The 15,456-nt window shown below is 58.5% G+C and carries 17 protein-coding genes, 1 tRNA gene and 1 pseudogene; 7 read left to right on the top strand and 12 right to left on the bottom strand.

The window, feature by feature from the left end; translation table 11 throughout:
• The first annotated feature begins 139 nt into the window (after positions 1-139).
• Together ACL2XM_RS26620 and ACL2XM_RS26615 are read left to right on the top strand one after the other, a co-directional pair.
• Positions 140-655, top strand: a complete 516-nt coding sequence (locus tag ACL2XM_RS26620; RefSeq protein ID WP_410013622.1) for a ClbS/DfsB family four-helix bundle protein — start codon at positions 140-142, stop codon at positions 653-655.
• A 263-nt stretch (positions 656-918) separates the two neighbouring features.
• Positions 919-1,179, top strand: coding sequence for a hypothetical protein (locus ACL2XM_RS26615; RefSeq protein WP_413731988.1), 261 nt, complete (start codon positions 919-921; stop codon positions 1,177-1,179).
• Between the two features lie 2 nt (positions 1,180-1,181).
• Here the strand turns inward: ACL2XM_RS26615 and ACL2XM_RS26610 are convergent, their stop codons facing one another.
• Positions 1,182-1,376, bottom strand: a complete 195-nt coding sequence (locus ACL2XM_RS26610; protein ID WP_413731987.1) for a damage-inducible protein J — start codon at positions 1,374-1,376, stop codon at positions 1,182-1,184.
• A gap of 82 nt (positions 1,377-1,458) precedes the next feature.
• On the opposite strand from ACL2XM_RS26610, the gene ACL2XM_RS26605 reads away from it, so the two are divergent.
• Both ACL2XM_RS26605 and ACL2XM_RS26600 read left to right on the top strand, forming a co-directional pair.
• A complete protein-coding gene (locus ACL2XM_RS26605; RefSeq protein WP_413731986.1) occupies positions 1,459-1,677 on the top strand; it encodes a hypothetical protein in 219 nt (72 codons plus the stop codon).
• A gap of 411 nt (positions 1,678-2,088) precedes the next feature.
• Positions 2,089-2,406: a hypothetical protein gene (locus ACL2XM_RS26600; RefSeq protein WP_413731984.1), complete on the top strand. Its 318-nt coding sequence runs from the start codon at positions 2,089-2,091 to the stop codon at positions 2,404-2,406.
• Positions 2,407-2,449: 43 nt separating this feature from the next.
• Here ACL2XM_RS26600 and ACL2XM_RS26595 read toward each other — a convergent pair.
• The 7 genes and pseudogenes from ACL2XM_RS26595 to xerD all read right to left on the bottom strand — a co-directional run.
• Positions 2,450-2,641 (bottom strand): annotated as a pseudogene (locus tag ACL2XM_RS26595) (DUF6538 domain-containing protein); the annotation flags it as partial.
• An 87-nt stretch (positions 2,642-2,728) separates the two neighbouring features.
• Positions 2,729-2,802: transfer RNA gene (locus ACL2XM_RS26590), tRNA-Gly, on the bottom strand.
• A gap of 223 nt (positions 2,803-3,025) precedes the next feature.
• Positions 3,026-4,546, bottom strand: a complete 1,521-nt coding sequence (gene lysS, locus ACL2XM_RS26585; protein WP_413731983.1) for a lysine--tRNA ligase — start codon at positions 4,544-4,546, stop codon at positions 3,026-3,028.
• A gap of 9 nt (positions 4,547-4,555) precedes the next feature.
• Positions 4,556-5,654 (bottom strand): peptide chain release factor 2 gene (prfB, locus tag ACL2XM_RS26580; RefSeq protein ID WP_410013617.1). Its coding sequence is split into 2 segments (ribosomal slippage): positions 4,556-5,578 and positions 5,580-5,654, totalling 1,098 coding nucleotides; the frame shifts between segments, so codons are not numbered across the junction.
• An 85-nt stretch (positions 5,655-5,739) separates the two neighbouring features.
• Positions 5,740-7,476, bottom strand: coding sequence for a single-stranded-DNA-specific exonuclease RecJ (gene recJ / locus ACL2XM_RS26575; protein WP_413731982.1), 1,737 nt, complete (start codon positions 7,474-7,476; stop codon positions 5,740-5,742).
• A 5-nt stretch (positions 7,477-7,481) separates the two neighbouring features.
• The gene (gene dsbC, locus ACL2XM_RS26570) at positions 7,482-8,186 is read right to left on the bottom strand and encodes a bifunctional protein-disulfide isomerase/oxidoreductase DsbC (protein WP_410013615.1); all 705 of its coding nucleotides are present in this window, start codon (positions 8,184-8,186) and stop codon (positions 7,482-7,484) included.
• 79 nt (positions 8,187-8,265) lie between these two features.
• On the bottom strand, positions 8,266-9,180 hold the full coding sequence (gene xerD, locus ACL2XM_RS26565) for a site-specific tyrosine recombinase XerD (RefSeq protein ID WP_410013614.1): 915 nt from the start codon (positions 9,178-9,180) through the stop codon (positions 8,266-8,268).
• A gap of 99 nt (positions 9,181-9,279) precedes the next feature.
• On the opposite strand from xerD, the gene fldB reads away from it, so the two are divergent.
• The gene (fldB, locus tag ACL2XM_RS26560) at positions 9,280-9,798 is read left to right on the top strand and encodes a flavodoxin FldB (RefSeq protein WP_413729491.1); all 519 of its coding nucleotides are present in this window, start codon (positions 9,280-9,282) and stop codon (positions 9,796-9,798) included.
• Between the two features lie 31 nt (positions 9,799-9,829).
• On the opposite strand, the gene ACL2XM_RS26555 is transcribed toward fldB, so the two are convergent.
• Complete coding sequence (locus tag ACL2XM_RS26555; protein ID WP_410013612.1) at positions 9,830-10,249, bottom strand: protein YgfX; 420 nt, start codon at positions 10,247-10,249, stop codon at positions 9,830-9,832.
• Positions 10,230-10,496, bottom strand: a complete 267-nt coding sequence (sdhE, locus tag ACL2XM_RS26550; protein ID WP_410013611.1) for an FAD assembly factor SdhE — start codon at positions 10,494-10,496, stop codon at positions 10,230-10,232. The genes ACL2XM_RS26555 and sdhE overlap by 20 nt, the downstream gene beginning before the upstream one ends.
• A gap of 216 nt (positions 10,497-10,712) precedes the next feature.
• On the opposite strand from sdhE, the gene ygfZ reads away from it, so the two are divergent.
• A complete protein-coding gene (ygfZ, locus tag ACL2XM_RS26545; RefSeq protein ID WP_413731980.1) occupies positions 10,713-11,696 on the top strand; it encodes a tRNA-modifying protein YgfZ in 984 nt (327 codons plus the stop codon).
• 123 nt (positions 11,697-11,819) lie between these two features.
• On the opposite strand, the gene trhA is transcribed toward ygfZ, so the two are convergent.
• Positions 11,820-12,467 (bottom strand): PAQR family membrane homeostasis protein TrhA, encoded by a 648-nt coding sequence (gene trhA, locus ACL2XM_RS26540; protein WP_410013608.1) that lies wholly within the window; start codon positions 12,465-12,467, stop codon positions 11,820-11,822.
• A 246-nt stretch (positions 12,468-12,713) separates the two neighbouring features.
• Between trhA and ACL2XM_RS26535 the strand changes: the two genes are divergently transcribed.
• Entirely contained in the window at positions 12,714-13,322 is a 609-nt protein-coding gene (locus tag ACL2XM_RS26535; protein ID WP_413731979.1) for an HD domain-containing protein, read from the top strand.
• On the opposite strand, the gene ACL2XM_RS26530 is transcribed toward ACL2XM_RS26535, so the two are convergent.
• Positions 13,240-15,456: a YgiQ family radical SAM protein gene (locus ACL2XM_RS26530; RefSeq protein ID WP_413731978.1), complete on the bottom strand. Its 2,217-nt coding sequence runs from the start codon at positions 15,454-15,456 to the stop codon at positions 13,240-13,242. The two genes, ACL2XM_RS26535 and ACL2XM_RS26530, sit on opposite strands and share 83 nt — an antisense overlap.

The following is a 15,456-nucleotide window of genomic DNA, read 5'->3' as shown; positions in this document are numbered from 1 at the left end:
CCAGCGACCGACACTGCAAAATAAGAATTGATCAGCTTAACAATAAGATTTACCCACTCTTTCCTCGAAAGTGTTCGCATAAGTACCCCCGCCTTTGCCAAACTACCTCGATACCCCAACAACCGGAGAGGGAATTCTGATGGGTGTGCCGCAAACTAAATCGGAACTTCTGTTAGCCATCGACAAAAACTACAATAAATTATCAGGTTACCTCGCATCCATTCCGCCAGAATTAGCCTCGGAGGCATCCATGGAAGGGCATGCAAAAGGCTCTGTTATGAGTGTTTGCAATCTTGTCGCCTACCTAGTTGGCTGGAATAGATTAGTTATCAAATGGATAACGCGTGATGAAGCAGGACAGCCCGTCGATTTCCCGGAAAAAGGTTACCAGTGGAACCAGCTTGGTCTTCTCGCCCAAAAGTTTTATCACGACTATGGCGATGTGGATTTAGACTCGCTAAAAAACCAACTGCAGGAAGCTAAAAACGAAATCGTTGAATCTATCAATAAGCGATCTGACGATGATCTGTATGGAAAAGCGTGGTATGGCAAATGGACAATGGGAAGAATGATTTCTCTCAATACGTCTTCACCCTACGCCAACGCCTGCGGCAGGTTAAGAAAATGGGCAAAGGAAAATAACCTTAAGCTGTGAGGGAAGCTGGCGGAAAAATTGACTGCGAAAAAGCAACAGTCCCAGGTTTGGCAGCGTCCCTCTCAGCCATAGCGTTTAAAAACGTCGGCGACGGCAAATCAGTTCTTATACGGGCGTTATTGTTGACTTCGGAACGCCATAATCTGCCGCCGGCCCCGCATAGTGCACTTAAGCCGGCGCGCCTCTTGTCCTTCACCGGAGTGCGCCGGACTGCAGAGAGCGGGCTAATGTTGTTGATATCGACTCGTTATCTTTGGTGACATATGCAGAACACGCAAGATAAGCACGATTTTGATTTCGACGGCATACACCATAATAAACGGCAGCCTTGGCATGATAAGTTTGCGCTGATTGTCTTTTTTTCCCGCCAGCACCCCTGCCAGTGGCGTTTATTCCAACAACGTTGCCATGGCAGTGAACCTTTCATCTACTATGGTGGCAACGTCCATTCCGGCTTCCCGGTAGAGGTAGGCATAGATAGCTTCCCGATCTGCCTGTGCTTGTTTTCCCTATTGCGCCACTGATGTCACAGCTTTCCCTGCATGGCTAGTTGTTTGAGTTTGTCCATTCGAGCATGCATTTCTTCATTACTGATGAACTCGACTTGACCGGCTTCATAACTGTCGAACGCCTCTTCTATTTGCTTCTCATGGCAGTATTCATGTTCATGGCTCTGATACTCACGCTCTTCCTCCGCCAGTTCTTCCGCGCGTTGACGCATCAGCTCCGTCAGACTCACTTTATGTCTTTACGCCGCCTGCGTCGCCAGACGCTTGGTATCGTCATCTATCCGGAAGTGGATTGTGCTCATTGTGACCCCCTCGCATGGCGTCATCTATGGTGTCATTTGTGTTGTCATTGTGTACACGACCCCTTTCGGTGTCATTTTCTTACTTGCCGCCCGCGTCATCATCAAGCAAGTCGACCAGCAGCCCGGTGTCTTCATCAGCCTCAGGCGGATCGCCGTTCGCCTGCTCCGCCGGGTGCGTCGCCGCATGCACCGCCTGCAACGCCCCCGGTAGCTGTCAACGAAGTCGACACCCTTATTCGTTTTTATGCCGCAGTTTTCAGCCCGGTTTCTGGCTTATCCGGATTCAGCATCGCTATCGACCATTGGTCGGTGTTTTTATTGCCTCCGGCTCCGGTCTTCCCTCTATTCTGGCTTGGTTTCGCCAATTATAAAGGATAACTTCCGATATCCATTCCTATTGTGCAAGTGCGGTGACGGTCATGTTGTAAGGAGGAAGTAACTTGGCCAAAACTGCGGCTTTACGTTCCGGTGAATAGCGTTTCATATCAGGCTCCGTTGCCCCCCTTGGGATTTTCAGTATGGGGTGTCAACTACCCTGCCAGAAGGGGGGTGCCGGAAAACGGTGGTTTGTTGGCATTAGATTGATTATTCTCAGCATATCAACTCACCAACGAGATGCTTTATGGCTGGAATATTCTACGTTAACGGAATTGACACAAAAGCGTGTTATCAAGGAACAGGGAGGCTTGCTGGCAAAGTTCTCATCATCTCTGCCAATGCTCAACCATTTGGAAAACATGATCTTAATTGTGATCTTTCGAACCCAACTAATTCAAAGTGTTACTATTATCAAACCAGCCCGCAACCGGAACCAGTAAAAGCACACATAACAATTACATCGCTGGATGAAAACTTTATCGAGTTGATTTGGACTGAAAATTCAACCAGATGGGAAATCGAGGGAGAGCTATCAGGTTCTGTTGCCCTTAACAATGCATAGCGACCTCAAACGTTACATGTAGTGCTTTCAAAATATGAACGCTGAACTCTTCCAGAGACGCATACCACTTCTCCAGCAAACGCGTGGCGATCGTTCTGGCATTTGCGAGGCGGGTTGTGCGGGTAGACGCATGAATTTCGCGCTGCCCTATCAGGGCACGGTAACGAGCAGGAACGGTTATTCTTAGAACGTAGATCTCGCTGGAACGTCGATAGAGATTATCACGCTGAGCCATTGGCTGTATCACTCCGTTGTAGGAGGATCACGAGTCTCATCACGTATGATTGAAAAAGCAAGACGAATTAATACGTTAAGGAAGTTTTGGAGCGGGTGAAGGGAATCGAACCCTCGTATGCAGCTTGGGAAGCTGCCGTTCTACCATTGAACTACACCCGCACGGCCGCGCTCGGGGAAAGCGCGAGAGGCATTATAACCTTATGCCGGTGCCTGGCAAGCGGTGCGGCGATTAACTGCGTGAGTTTTAAGCGGTTATCCCCTAATAAAAAACGGCGCCCCGGAATATTGGCGCGCAACCAACATTCAAGGCGCCGTTTAGCTGCTGCCTGCGGGGCGTTAAGCCCGCCGGCCCAGGTCATTGACCGGCTGGGGTACCGGCCCGTTATTTCTGCGGGCGCAGCGCCGGGAACAGGATCACGTCGCGGATGGTGTGGCTGTTGGTAAACAGCATCATCATGCGGTCGATACCCACGCCCAGTCCCGCCGTCGGCGGCATGCCGTGTTCGAGGGCGATAACGTAGTCCTCGTCGTAGAACATGGCTTCGTCGTCGCCGGCATCCTTGGCGCTGGCCTGTTCGGCAAAACGCGCCGCCTGGTCTTCGGCGTCGTTCAGCTCCGAGAAGCCGTTGCCGATTTCGCGGCCGCCGATAAAGAACTCAAACCGGTCGGTGAAGAACGGGTTTTCATCGTTACGGCGCGCCAGCGGCGAGACCTCGGCCGGGTATTCGGTGATAAAGGTCGGCTGGATCAGGTGGCTTTCGGCGGTTTCTTCAAAAATCTCGGTCTGGATACGGCCCAGGCCCCAGCTTTTTTCGATCTTGATGCCGAGCGACGCGGCGATGGCGCTGGCCTGTTCCAAATTGTCCAGATGGGCGGCAACGGTTTCCGGGCGGTAATGGCAGATGGCTTCGCGCATGGTCATCTGGGTAAAGGGTTTGCCGAAATCAAAGGTCTGGTCGCCATACTGTATGACGCTTGTGCCCAATACCCGCTCGGTCAGGGTGCGGAACAGCTCTTCCACCAGCACGATGAGATCGCGATAATCCGCATAGGCCATATAGAGTTCCATCATGGTGAACTCGGGATTATGGCGCGGCGAAATGCCCTCGTTGCGGAAGTTGCGGTTGATCTCGAACACCCGTTCAAACCCGCCGACCACCAGGCGCTTGAGGTACAGTTCAGGCGCGATGCGCAGGAACATATCTATATCCAGCGCATTATGGTGGGTAACAAACGGCCGGGCGGCGGCGCCGCCGGGGATGCTTTGCATCATCGGCGTTTCCACTTCCATAAAGCCTTTATCCACCATAAAGCGGCGGATTTCCGCCATGATCTGCGAGCGCACTTTAAAGGTGTGGCGGGATTCGTCGTTGGCGATAAGGTCTAGGTAGCGCTGGCGATAACGGCTTTCCTGATCCACCAGGCCGTGGAATTTATCCGGCAGCGGGCGCAGGGCCTTGGTCAGCAGGCGCAGTTCGGTGCAGTGGATCGACAGTTCGCCGGTCTTGGTCTTGAAGACTTTGCCGCGCGCGCCGAGAATATCACCCAGGTCCCATTTTTTGAACTGGTCGTTATACAGGCCCTCGGGGAGTTCGTCGCGGGCGACGTACAGCTGGATGGTGCCGCCGACGTCCTGCAGGGTCACAAAAGACGCCTTGCCCATGATACGGCGGGTCATCATGCGCCCGGCGATGCTGACCTCGCGGCCCAGTTCCTGTAGTTGTTCGTTGCTGTGTTCGTCATAGGCGGCATGCAGCGTATCGGACGTGGCGTCGCGGCGAAAATCGTTGGGAAAAGCATTGCCCTGCGCCCGCAGCAGCGCCAGTTTTTCACGGCGCGCCGCGAGTTCGTTATTGACATCCGTCGCCTGCGGGGCACCGCCCTGTGATTGTGATTCAGACATCTTGGTTCCTCATAGCCCGGCTTTAAGGCTTGCTTCGATAAATTTATCCAGATCGCCATCCAGTACCGCCTGCGTATTGCGTGTTTCCACGCCGGTGCGCAAATCCTTGATACGGGAATCGTCCAGGACGTAAGAGCGGATCTGGCTACCCCAGCCGATATCGGACTTGGTGTCTTCCAGCGCCTGCTTTTCGGCATTTTTCTTCTGCAGTTCAAACTCGTACAGCTTGGCCTTTAACTGCTTCATCGCCTGTTCTTTATTTTTATGCTGCGAGCGGTCGTTCTGGCACTGGGTGACGATATTGGTCGGCAAATGGGTAATACGCACCGCGGACTCGGTGCGGTTTACATGCTGGCCGCCGGCGCCGGAGGCGCGGTAGACGTCGATGCGCAGATCCGCCGGATTGATTTCGATATCGATATCGTCATCCACTTCCGGGTAGGCAAAGGCGGAGCTGAACGAGGTATGGCGGCGGCCGCCGGAGTCGAACGGGCTTTTGCGCACCAGGCGGTGCACGCCGGTTTCGGTGCGCAGCCAGCCGAAGGCGTATTCGCCGATGACCTTGATGGTGACCGATTTAATGCCGGCCACTTCGCCATCGGATTGTTCGATAATTTCGGTTTTAAAGCCGCGGGCCTCGGCCCAGCGCAGGTACATGCGCAGCAGCATGCTGGCCCAGTCCTGGGCTTCGGTGCCGCCGGATCCGGCCTGGATATCCAGGTAGCAGTTGGCGCTGTCGTATTCGCCCGAGAACATGCGGCGGAACTCCAGCTGGGCCAGTTTGGCCTCCAGCTGATCGAGCTCGGCGATAGTGTCGTTAAGGGTTTCCTCGTCGTCTTCCTCCACCGCCAGTTCCAGCAGGCCGGACACGTCATCCAGTCCGCGGGTCATCTGATCGATGGTGTCGACGATGGCTTCAAGGGAGGCGCGTTCCTTGCCTAAGGCCTGGGCGCGCTCGGGGTCGTTCCAGACATCGGGCTGTTCCAGGTCGGCGTTGACTTCTTCCAGGCGTTCGCGCTTGAGATCGTAGTCAAAGATACCCCCTGAGAACTTCCGTCCGTTCAGACAGGTCCTGGATGCGGTTTTTTACCGGATTAATTTCAAACATGAGTTCAGTTAGCTCGTAAAGAAAAGATAGGCATATAAGCCCGGTATTCTAACGGATCCGCACCCCGGTGTGTAGCATATTGCGCTTACAGCGGCCAGAGATGCTGGATTAATAATTGCACCGTGCGGTTGCCGCGATATTCGTTCACGTCCAGCTTGTAGGCGAGTTCCACCAGACGCACGCTGTTGTCGGGCCAGAGGGTGTTATCGACATTAAAGGCAATGCCGTCCAGCAGCGGACCGCCGGCCACCGGTTCGACCATCAGCTTCAGGTGCTTGTCTCCCACCAGCTTTTGTTGCAGCACGCGGAATTTGCCGTCGAACAGCGGTTCCGGAAAAGCCTGGCCCCAGGGGCCGCCGTCGCGCAGGATTTCGGCGGTGGCCAGGGACAGTTCGCCGCCGCCCAGTTCGCCGTCGGACCAGATAATGCCGTCAAGCAGCGCCGGATCCAGCCATTCGTTGACCAGTTCGGCAAAACGCAGGCGAAAAGGCTCAAACTGCGAGGCGTCCAGGGACAGGCCGGCCGCCATGGCATGGCCGCCGAATTTCATGATCATGCCGGGATGCAGCGTATCGAGTCTTTCGAGCAGGTCGCGCATATGCAGGCCCGCCACCGAGCGGCCCGAGCCTTTCAGGATGCCGTCGCCCGCCGGGGCGAAGGCGATGACCGGGCGGTGGAAACGCTCCTTGATGCGCGAGGCCAGGATGCCCACCACGCCCTGGTGCCATTCGGCGTGGTAGATAGCCAGGCCATAGGGCATTTCGTTTTGGTTCAGCTCCATCTGGCCGCACAGCGCCAGCGCCTCCACTTCCATGCCCTGCTCGATTTCGCGCCGGGTCTGGTTAAGGGCGTCCAGTTCACCGGCAAGCCCGCGCGCCTGCGCCAGGTCGTCGGTCAGCAGCAGCGCCACGCCCACCGACATATCGTCCAGCCGGCCGGCGGCGTTAAGCCGCGGCCCGAGGGCAAAACCCAGATCGCCGGCGCTGAGCCTGGCGGTATCGCGGTTGGCGACCTCCGCCAGCGCCCGGATACCGGGACGGCAGCGGCCGGCGCGGATGCGGCTGATGCCCTGGTGCACGAGAATGCGATTATTGGCGTCCAGCGGCACCACGTCGGCAACGGTGCCCAGCGCCACCAGATCCAGCAGTTCGGCAAGCTTGGGCACCGGGATATTTTTTTGCGCAAACCAGCCGCTGTCGTTAAGCCGGGCGCGCAGCGCCAGCATCAGGTAAAACGCCACGCCGACCCCGGCCAGGGATTTAGAGGGGAAAGCGCAGTCGGCCAGGTTGGGATTAACGATGGCGTCGGCGTCCGGCAGGGTGTCGCCGGGCAGGTGGTGGTCGGTCACCAGCACCGGGATGCCGTGTTGATGGGCCAGATCGACCCCCGCATGCGACGAGATGCCGTTATCCACCGTAATGATAACCTCGGCGCGGCGCGCCAGCGCCTGCACCACCACCTCGGGGCTAAGGCCGTAGCCGTCCTCGAACCGGTTCGGCACCAGGAAATCCACATGGCCGGCGCCCATCTGCCGCAGCGCCATCACCATCAGCGCGGTGCTGGTGGCGCCGTCGGCGTCAAAATCGCCCACCACCATCAGGCGGCGTTCGTCAGCCAGGGCGCGTACCAGCAGATCCACCGCGCTTTCGATACCGTCCAGTTGCCCATATGCCAGCAGCCCCTTGACGCCGCGCTCCAGCTCGCCGGCGCCTTTGACGCCGCGCTGCGCATAAAGACGGCGCAGCAAAGGATGGATATCCATCTCGCGCAGTCCTTCGGCGCTTGCCTGCGGGCGGCGGCGCAGTTCGGTTTTGATTTTCACCGCCGTCAGCCGCCCGCCTGCTGCTGATCGAGCATCGCCGCCATTTCCTTCGGGCTTTGATAGCCCGGCACCATGGCGCCGTTGTCCAGCAGCACCGCCGGCGTGCCCTGGATGCCGTATTGCACGCCCAGCTGGTAATGTTTGCTGATATCGGTATTGCAGGCGGCGGCGGGCACCGGGTCGCCGTTCATGGCTTTATCAAAGGCGGCATTGGGGTTGGCGCTGCACCACACCGAGACCATGTCTTTTTCCGCCTGGGAATTGAGCCCCTGGCGCGGGAACGCCAGGTAGCGCACGGTAATGCCCAGCCCGTTGTAGTCTTTCATCTGCTCGTGCATCTTGTGGCAATAGCCGCAGGTGATATCGGTAAAGACGGTAATGACATGTTTTTGCTGCGGCGCTTTATAGACGATCATCTGGTTTTGCAGCGCGTCCAGCCGTTTGCCCAGCAGCTGGTTGGTCACATTGACCGGCTGGCTGCCGCCGACGTCGTACATCGGACCCTGGATGACGTGTTTGCCGTCGTCGGAGACATACAGCACGCCGCTTTCGGTCAGCACGGTTTTCAGCCCCGCCACCGGCGCGGGCTGGATTTCCGCTTGATGCACCCCCAGGCGCGCCAGGGAGTGCGTAATGGCGGCGTCATCGGCGCAGGCCAGGCGGGAAAGCGACAGCGCCGCAAAAGAAAGCAATACCAGGCTCGGTTTCATTGTCAGTCCTTATCTCTTGATCCTAAATGGGTCTTGTTGGTTTATGCCACGCAGGTGGTGATCAATACGTTAATCCCCGTCAGGCCCGGGGATGATGCTGCTGATGAATCAGTTTAAGACGTTCGGTTGCGACATGCGTGTAAATCTGGGTGGTGGACAGGTCGCTGTGGCCCAGCAGCAGTTGCACCACGCGCAGGTCCGCGCCGTGGTTAAGCAGATGCGTAGCGAACGCATGGCGCAAAACATGGGGGGAGAGCCGCTCGCTGTCGATACCCGCCAGGATCGCATAATGCTTGATGCGATGCCAGAAGGTCTGCCGGGTCATTTGCCGGCTGCGGTTGCTGGGGAACAAGACGTCGGCGCTCTGGCCGTTCATCAGCCAGGGACGGCCGTGCTCCAGGTAATATTCCACCCAGTATACCGCCTCCTCGCCCAGGGGCACCAGCCGCTCCTTGTCCCCTTTGCCGGTAACCCGCACCACGCCCTGGCGCAGGCTGACATCGCTCATGGTCAGGCCCACCAGCTCCGAAACGCGCAGGCCGGTGGCGTAAAGCACCTCCAGCATCGCCTTGTCGCGCACTTCGATGGGCTGGTCCAGCACCGGCGCGTTGAGCAGCGCGCCGACCTGGTCCTCGCTGAGCCCCTTGGGCAGGCGCTGCGGCAGCTTCGGCGCCGCCAGCGCGGCGCTGGGGTCGTCGTCACGCGCTTTTTCACGGTACAGGTACTGGAAAAAGCGCCGCATGGCGCTCAGCAGGCGGGCGGAGCTGGTGGCCTTATAGCCGTGCTCCAGGCGGTCGGCCAGGAACGCTTGCAAATCCGCCGCGCCGGCGGTTTGCAGGTCCGTCTGGCGGGCGGCCAGCCAATCGGCCAGGGCCTGCAAATCGAGACGGTAGGCCGACAGGGTGTTTTCGGCCAGGTTGCGCTCCAGCCACAGGGCATCGAGAAACTGCTCGATCCAGGGGTTGTTCGATCCTGGGTTATTCTGCTGCTGCATCTGGGCCCCCGGTGTTTTTCATGCCTGCATTATGCCTGATTACGCGGTGAATCTGGTACACTTGATGACATAGATTGAAGGTCAAGAGTATGAGTAAAGATGAAAGTCGGTTTATTTTATGGCTCCAGTACCTGCTATACCGAAATGGCGGCGGAGAAAATCCGCGATATCCTGGGTCCGGATCTGGTCGACCTGCATAATATCAAAGAGGTGCCGCCAAGCCGCATGGCAGAGTATAACGTGCTGATCCTCGGCATCCCCACCTGGGATTTCGGCGAAATCCAGGAAGACTGGGACGCCGCCTGGTCGCAGTTGTCCGATCTGGACCTGTCGGGCAAGATTATCGCCCTGTACGGCATGGGCGATCAGCTCGGCTACGGCGAGTGGTTTCTGGACGCGCTGGGTTATCTGCATGATGTGCTGGCGCCGCGGGGCGCCACCTTTATCGGTTTCTGGCCCACCGCCGGTTATGAATTCACCAGTCCAAAGGCATTGGCCGCCGACGGCGAGCATTTTGTCGGCCTGGCGCTGGATGAGGTGAATCAGTACGATTTAAGCGAGGAACGCCTGCAGCTGTGGTGCGAGCAGATCCTGAACGAAATGGCGGCGCTGCTTTAGCCTTCAGCATTGCGCCAAGGCCGGTCCGGCGTTAATCCAGCGTTTCCTGTGAGCCATGATGCAGCAGCGCCTGGCGCAGGCTGCGCCACTCGCGCTGGCCCATGCAGTCCGCGGCCAGCCACAGGCGGCGCTTTTTTTTGCCCCCCACCTGGCGCAGGCGCAGCAACACCCCGCCTTTAAGCAGCCAGGGTTTGCCCACAACCGACCATTCCTGCTGATGCCAGCGGATATGCCGGTCGCTTTGCAGCACCAGCTCTCCCCGGCAGGCCATGATATTCCTCTGGCTGCGGATGCATTCAAACACCACAAGCGTTATCAGCGTAACCCAGACCAGGCCGTAATTTTCCGGCCACGGCGACAGCAGGATCACTAGGGTCAGGATCCCATGAACCGCCAGCGAAAAAATCTGCGTGCGCCAGGAGACCCGTATGTCACATCGCCAGAGGGCCACGGGCTTTATTTCGCTGTTGTATCATGGTTATCATTTTTTTTAATCCGCTGTCCTGGGGTTCGCCATGATTCATCAGCCAATTGAAAAGATCGGGATCGTCGCATTCCAGCAGGCGGACGAACAAGGCTTTGTCATCGTCGCTAAGGGTGTCATAGTCGTATTCAAAAAACGGCATTATGGAGATATCCAGCTCGCGCATGCCGCGGCGGCAGGCCCAGTGGATGCGCGCTTTATTGACGATATCCATTTGTATCTTTTACCTCATTTCCATCCGGCCAGTGCATAGTTTAACCCGTTTCGCGGGTCGGCATTACATAAAACGACACATTTCGACATGTTCCGGCAATTTTTACCGGCACGCATCGCACATTTCGGCACAGCGCCGATGAAATAACCACTTGCAAAGCCTCTTGACTCTTTTACCATTAGGCTATTGTTTTGTCTTACAGGATAGGAGTGTTGCATGACACCTAAAGTTCCTTTTCCGCCGCGTTTACCTTCTCCCTCCAGCCATTTGCCCCTGACGCTGATGTCGCTTGAGGAATGGGCGCTGGTCGGGCTGACCGGGCCGGATACCCTTAAGTACCTGCAGGGCCAGGTCACCACCGATGTGGAGGCTATGGCGCGCGATCGGCATATCCTGGGCGCGCATTGCGATGCAAAAGGTAAAATGTACAGCAATATGCGTATATTCCATCGCGGCGCGGGCATGGCCTATATCGAGCGGCGCAGCGTGCGCGACGCCCAGCTTGCGGAACTGAAAAAATACGCGGTATTTTCCAAGGTCGTCATGACGGCGGACGAGGACGCGCTGCTGCTGGGCGTCGCCGGGTTTCAGGCGCGCGCGGCCCTGGCCGGCCTGTTTGCCGCCCTGCCCGACGCCGAACATCAGGTGGTGGAGGACGGTGAAACGTCGATCCTGCATTTCAGCCTGCCCGCGGAGCGTTTTTTACTGGTCACCACCCCCGGCGTCCTGGAGCAACTGCTGCACAAGCTTGAGGGACAGGCACAGTTGACCGACAGCCGTCAGTGGCTGGCGTTGAATATCGAAGCCGGGTTGCCGGTCATCGACAGCGTCAACAGCGCGCAATTTATTCCCCAGGCGGTCAACCTGCAGTCGCTCGGCGGCATCAGCTTTACCAAGGGCTGCTATGCCGGGCAGGAGATGGTGGCGCGCGCCAAATACCGGGGCGCCAATAAACGGGCGCTGTACTGGCTGGCCGGTAAAGCCGGCCGCGTGCCGGCGGCGGGAGAAGACCTTGAGCTGCAAATGGGCGATAACTGGCGCCGCACCGGCACGGTACTGGCCGCCCTGCAACTGGAGGACGGCAGCGTCTGGGTACAGGCGGTGCTGAATAACGATCTGGCGGCGGATAGCCGGCTGCGGGTCAAGGACGACGCCGCCGGCGCGCTGGCTATCCAGCCCCTGCCTTATGAAATCGAGTAAAGCAAACCGGCGCCGCCGCCTTTAAGCGGGAAGTGACCGACGCGCCCGGCGGCATAGCCATTGCCCCGGGCGTAGTATGACTTTGACGGCGTTATCCCTGTTATCCGCGGCCGCCGGGCGGCATTAAATATACAAATAAATCGCCAGGAAATGGCATACGCTGCCGCCCAGCACAAACCCATGCCAGATGGCGTGATTGAACGGAATACGGTTGCAGGCGTAAAAAATGACCCCCACAGTGTAGACCAGACCGCCCACCGCCAGCAGCGTCAGGCCGCCCACCGGCAGGCGCTGCGCCAGCTGATAAATCACCACCAGCGATAGCCAGCCCATGGTCAGGTAGGTGATAAGCGATATCACCTCAAAACGATGGGCAAACGCCAGTTTGAACACGACGCCCAGCAGCGCCATGCTCCAGATCACCACCATCAGGCCCTTGGCCAGCGGCGACGCCAGGCCCACCAGCAGGAACGGAGTGTAGGTACCCGCGATCAGCAGGTAGATGGCGCAGTGGTCCATCTTTTTCAGCCAGCGCTTGGCCGGCGGATGGGGAATGGCGTGGTAGAGCGTAGAGGCCAGGAACAGCAGAATCATGCTGCCGCCGTACAAACTGTAGCTGGTGATGGCCGTCACGTCGGCGCCGACATGACCGGCCTGCACCAGCAATAGCACCAGGCCGACGATACCGAAGATCAGGCCGATGCCGTGACTGATGCTGTTGGCGATCTCTTCCGCCAGTGAATATCCCTGAGCTAATAGCTTATTAGCCATACGTAATACATCCTCAATCTTAACTCATTATCATTTTCGCCAACCGCATCAAGCTTAGCTGAGAACCATTCCAGTGTACACGCGTAAGCTGAAAAAATGTTAACGCGCCCTGACGGCGGCGGCGGCGGCGCGCTTCGCACCCTATCGTCCCGGCGGCGATGGGAAACGGCGTGCAGAGAGCGTTCGAAATTGCCGCCGGTTTGGCCTACAATGTGGCGTTTTACGCTAGCGTGGTTAAAAATTGATATGTCTGAACTAACGCCTGAACTCGCCTTCGGCGAACTGACCGAAGTGATCGCTTTTTTAATGGAAATCGACAAGCTTAAAAGCATTCAGCGCCGCACCAAGGTCCTGGGCACCCAGCGTCAGGAAAATACCGCCGAGCACAGCTGGCATTTTGCCGTCGCGGCGATGGCGCTCGCGCCCTATGCGGACGATAACGTCGATATCAACCGGGTGATCCAGATGGCGCTGGTGCACGATATCGTGGAAATCGACGCCGGCGACGTACTGGTTTACGATTTGGTCGGGCGGGCGGCGGTGCATGCCCAGGAAGAAGCGGCCGCCGAACGGCTGTTCGGCCTGCTGCCGGCGCCGCAGCGCGGGCATTTCCATCAGCTGTGGCTGGAGTACGAGGCGGGCGAAACACCCAACGCGCAGTTTGCCCTGATGCTGGACCGGCTGATGCCGGTGCTGATGAACCTGCATAACCGCGGCCAAAGCTGGGTGGAAAACGGCATCCGGCTTGAGCAGGTGCTGACGCGCAACGCCTTTATCGGCGACGTTTACCCTGCCCTTTGGGAACATCTGAAACGCCATCTTGACGCCGCCCATCAGAACGGCTGGCTGAAGTAGCCCGGCCGGACGCCGCCGGCGCGCGCTGGCGCGCCATATCGGTATGCCGGGTCAGGGCGGGACTCGCGTTGCCGCGCGCGGCACGCGGTTCCCCGGCGCCCGCCGCCGGGGAAGGCACCAGGCATTCGCCCCCGCCGCCGATCAGGTGCTTTAGTCCCATCTCTTCCAGCGCGGCGCGGATCAGCGCGGCATTGGCCGGATCGTGGTAACGCAGCAGCGCCTTATGCAAGCGGCGCTGGCGATCGCCGCGCGGCACCACCACCTCTTCGCTCTTATAGTCCACCTTGGCCAGCGGATTCTTGCCGGTGTAATACATGGTGGTGGCGCTGGCCAGCGGCGACGGATAAAAATTCTGCACCTGGTCGAGCCGAAAACGGTTTTTCTTCAGCCATAACGCCAGGTTGACCATATCCACATCGCGCGTGCCCGGATGCGCCGAAATAAAATAGGGAATAAGGTACTGTTTTTTCCCCGCCTCGGCGGAGTAGCGATCGAACAATTCCTTAAAGCGGTGGTAGCTGCCCATGCCCGGCTTCATCATCTTCGCTAAGGGCCCGGCCTCGGTATGCTCGGGCGCAATCTTCAGGTAGCCGCCCACATGGTGCAGCGCCAGTTCCTTGATATAGCGCGGATCCTCCACCGCCAGATCGTAACGCACGCCGGAGGCGATCAGCACCTTTTTGATGCCTTTGACCGCCCGCGCCCGCCGGTAGAGCGAGATGGTCGGCTCATGATCGGTATCCATATGCGGGCAGATTTCCGGATAGACGCAGGAAGCGCGGCGGCAGGTCTGTTCCGCCCGGGGCGATTTACAGCGCAGCATATACATATTGGCGGTCGGCCCGCCCAGATCGGAAATCACGCCGGTAAACGCCGGCACCGTATCGCGAATGGCCTCGATCTCGCGCACGATGGACGCTTGCGAGCGGCTTTGGATAATACGGCCTTCATGTTCGGTAATCGAACAAAACGAGCAGCCGCCGAAGCAGCCGCGCATGATATTGATGGACGAGTGAATCATCTCATACGCCGGGATGGCCGCCTTGCCGTAGGACGGATGCGGCACGCGCTGGAACGGCAGGGCGAAAACCTGGTCCATCTCCGGGGTGGTCAGGGGAATGGCCGGCGGATTGATCCAGACATAACGATCGCCGTGTTTTTGCATCAGCGCCCGCGCGCAGCCGGGGTTGGTTTCGTGATGCAGGATGCGCGAGGCATGGGCATACATCACCTTATCGCCTTTGACTTTTTCGAACGAAGGCAGCAGCACGTAGGTTTTTTCCCACGGCTTGGGTTTGGCGGCGCGCACCGTTACCGATCCGGCCTGCGGAGCCGGCGCCGCGCCGTCGGCACAGGGCAGGTCGTCGCCATAGGGATTAAGGATCGGTTCGATGCGCCCAGGCTGGTCCAGGCGGGTGGAATCCACCCCGCTCCAGCCGGGCAGCGGCTCCCGGCGCATAATGGCGGTATTGCGCACATCGTTGATGGCGCCGATCGCCTCCCCCGCCGCCAGCCGATGGGCCAGCTCCACCAGCGGCCGCTCGCCGTTGCCGTAGATCAGCATATCGGCTTTCGAATCCACCAGCACCGAGCGGCGCACGGTATCGGACCAATAATCGTAATGGGCGATGCGCCGCAGGCTGGCCTCAATGCCGCCGAGGATCACCGGCACCTCTTTGTAAGCTTCCTTGCAGCGCTGGCTATAGGCCATGGTGGCGCGGTCCGGACGCTTGCCGCCGACGTTGCCGGGGGTGTAGGCGTCGTCATGGCGCAGCTTGCGGTCGGCGGTATAGCGGTTGATCATCGAATCCATATTGCCGGCGGTGACGCCAAAAAACAGGTTCGGCCGCCCCAGGCGCATAAAGTCGTCCTTGCTGGTCCAGTCCGGCTGGGCAATGATGCCGACGCGAAACCCCTGGGATTCCAGCATGCGGCCGATAATCGCCATGCCGAAGCTGGGATGATCGACATAGGCGTCGCCGCTGATTATCACCACATCGCAGCTGTCCCACCCCAATTGATCCATTTCGGCGCGCGACATCGGCAAAAACGGCGCGATGCCGTAACATTCCGCCCAATAAGGAGGATAGGAAAACAGGCCGCGTTCGGGTTGGATCAGGCTGGTGGACGCCAT

The organism is Sodalis sp. RH20 (genome assembly GCF_047324205.1).
GTDB lineage: Bacteria > Pseudomonadota > Gammaproteobacteria > Enterobacterales > Enterobacteriaceae > Acerihabitans.
This window is presented reverse-complemented; position numbering and strand designations above follow the sequence as displayed.

Coding starts and splice junctions, on each gene's coding strand:
- ACL2XM_RS26620 (WP_410013622.1), top strand. CDS start 140: ATGGGTGTGCCGCAAACTAAATCGGAACTTCTGTTAGCCATCGACAAA.
- ACL2XM_RS26615 (WP_413731988.1), top strand. CDS start 919: ATGCAGAACACGCAAGATAAGCACGATTTTGATTTCGACGGCATACAC.
- ACL2XM_RS26610 (WP_413731987.1), bottom strand. CDS start 1,376: ATGCGTCAACGCGCGGAAGAACTGGCGGAGGAAGAGCGTGAGTATCAG.
- ACL2XM_RS26600 (WP_413731984.1), top strand. CDS start 2,089: ATGGCTGGAATATTCTACGTTAACGGAATTGACACAAAAGCGTGTTAT.
- lysS (WP_413731983.1), bottom strand. CDS start 4,546: ATGTCTGAATCACAATCACAGGGCGGTGCCCCGCAGGCGACGGATGTC.
- dsbC (WP_410013615.1), bottom strand. CDS start 8,186: ATGAAACCGAGCCTGGTATTGCTTTCTTTTGCGGCGCTGTCGCTTTCC.
- xerD (WP_410013614.1), bottom strand. CDS start 9,180: ATGCAGCAGCAGAATAACCCAGGATCGAACAACCCCTGGATCGAGCAG.
- fldB (WP_413729491.1), top strand. CDS start 9,280: ATGAAAGTCGGTTTATTTTATGGCTCCAGTACCTGCTATACCGAAATG.
- sdhE (WP_410013611.1), bottom strand. CDS start 10,496: ATGGATATCGTCAATAAAGCGCGCATCCACTGGGCCTGCCGCCGCGGC.
- ygfZ (WP_413731980.1), top strand. CDS start 10,713: ATGACACCTAAAGTTCCTTTTCCGCCGCGTTTACCTTCTCCCTCCAGC.
- trhA (WP_410013608.1), bottom strand. CDS start 12,467: ATGGCTAATAAGCTATTAGCTCAGGGATATTCACTGGCGGAAGAGATC.
- ACL2XM_RS26535 (WP_413731979.1), top strand. CDS start 12,714: ATGTCTGAACTAACGCCTGAACTCGCCTTCGGCGAACTGACCGAAGTG.
- ACL2XM_RS26530 (WP_413731978.1), bottom strand. CDS start 15,456: ATGGCGTCCACCAGCCTGATCCAACCCGAACGCGGCCTGTTTTCCTAT.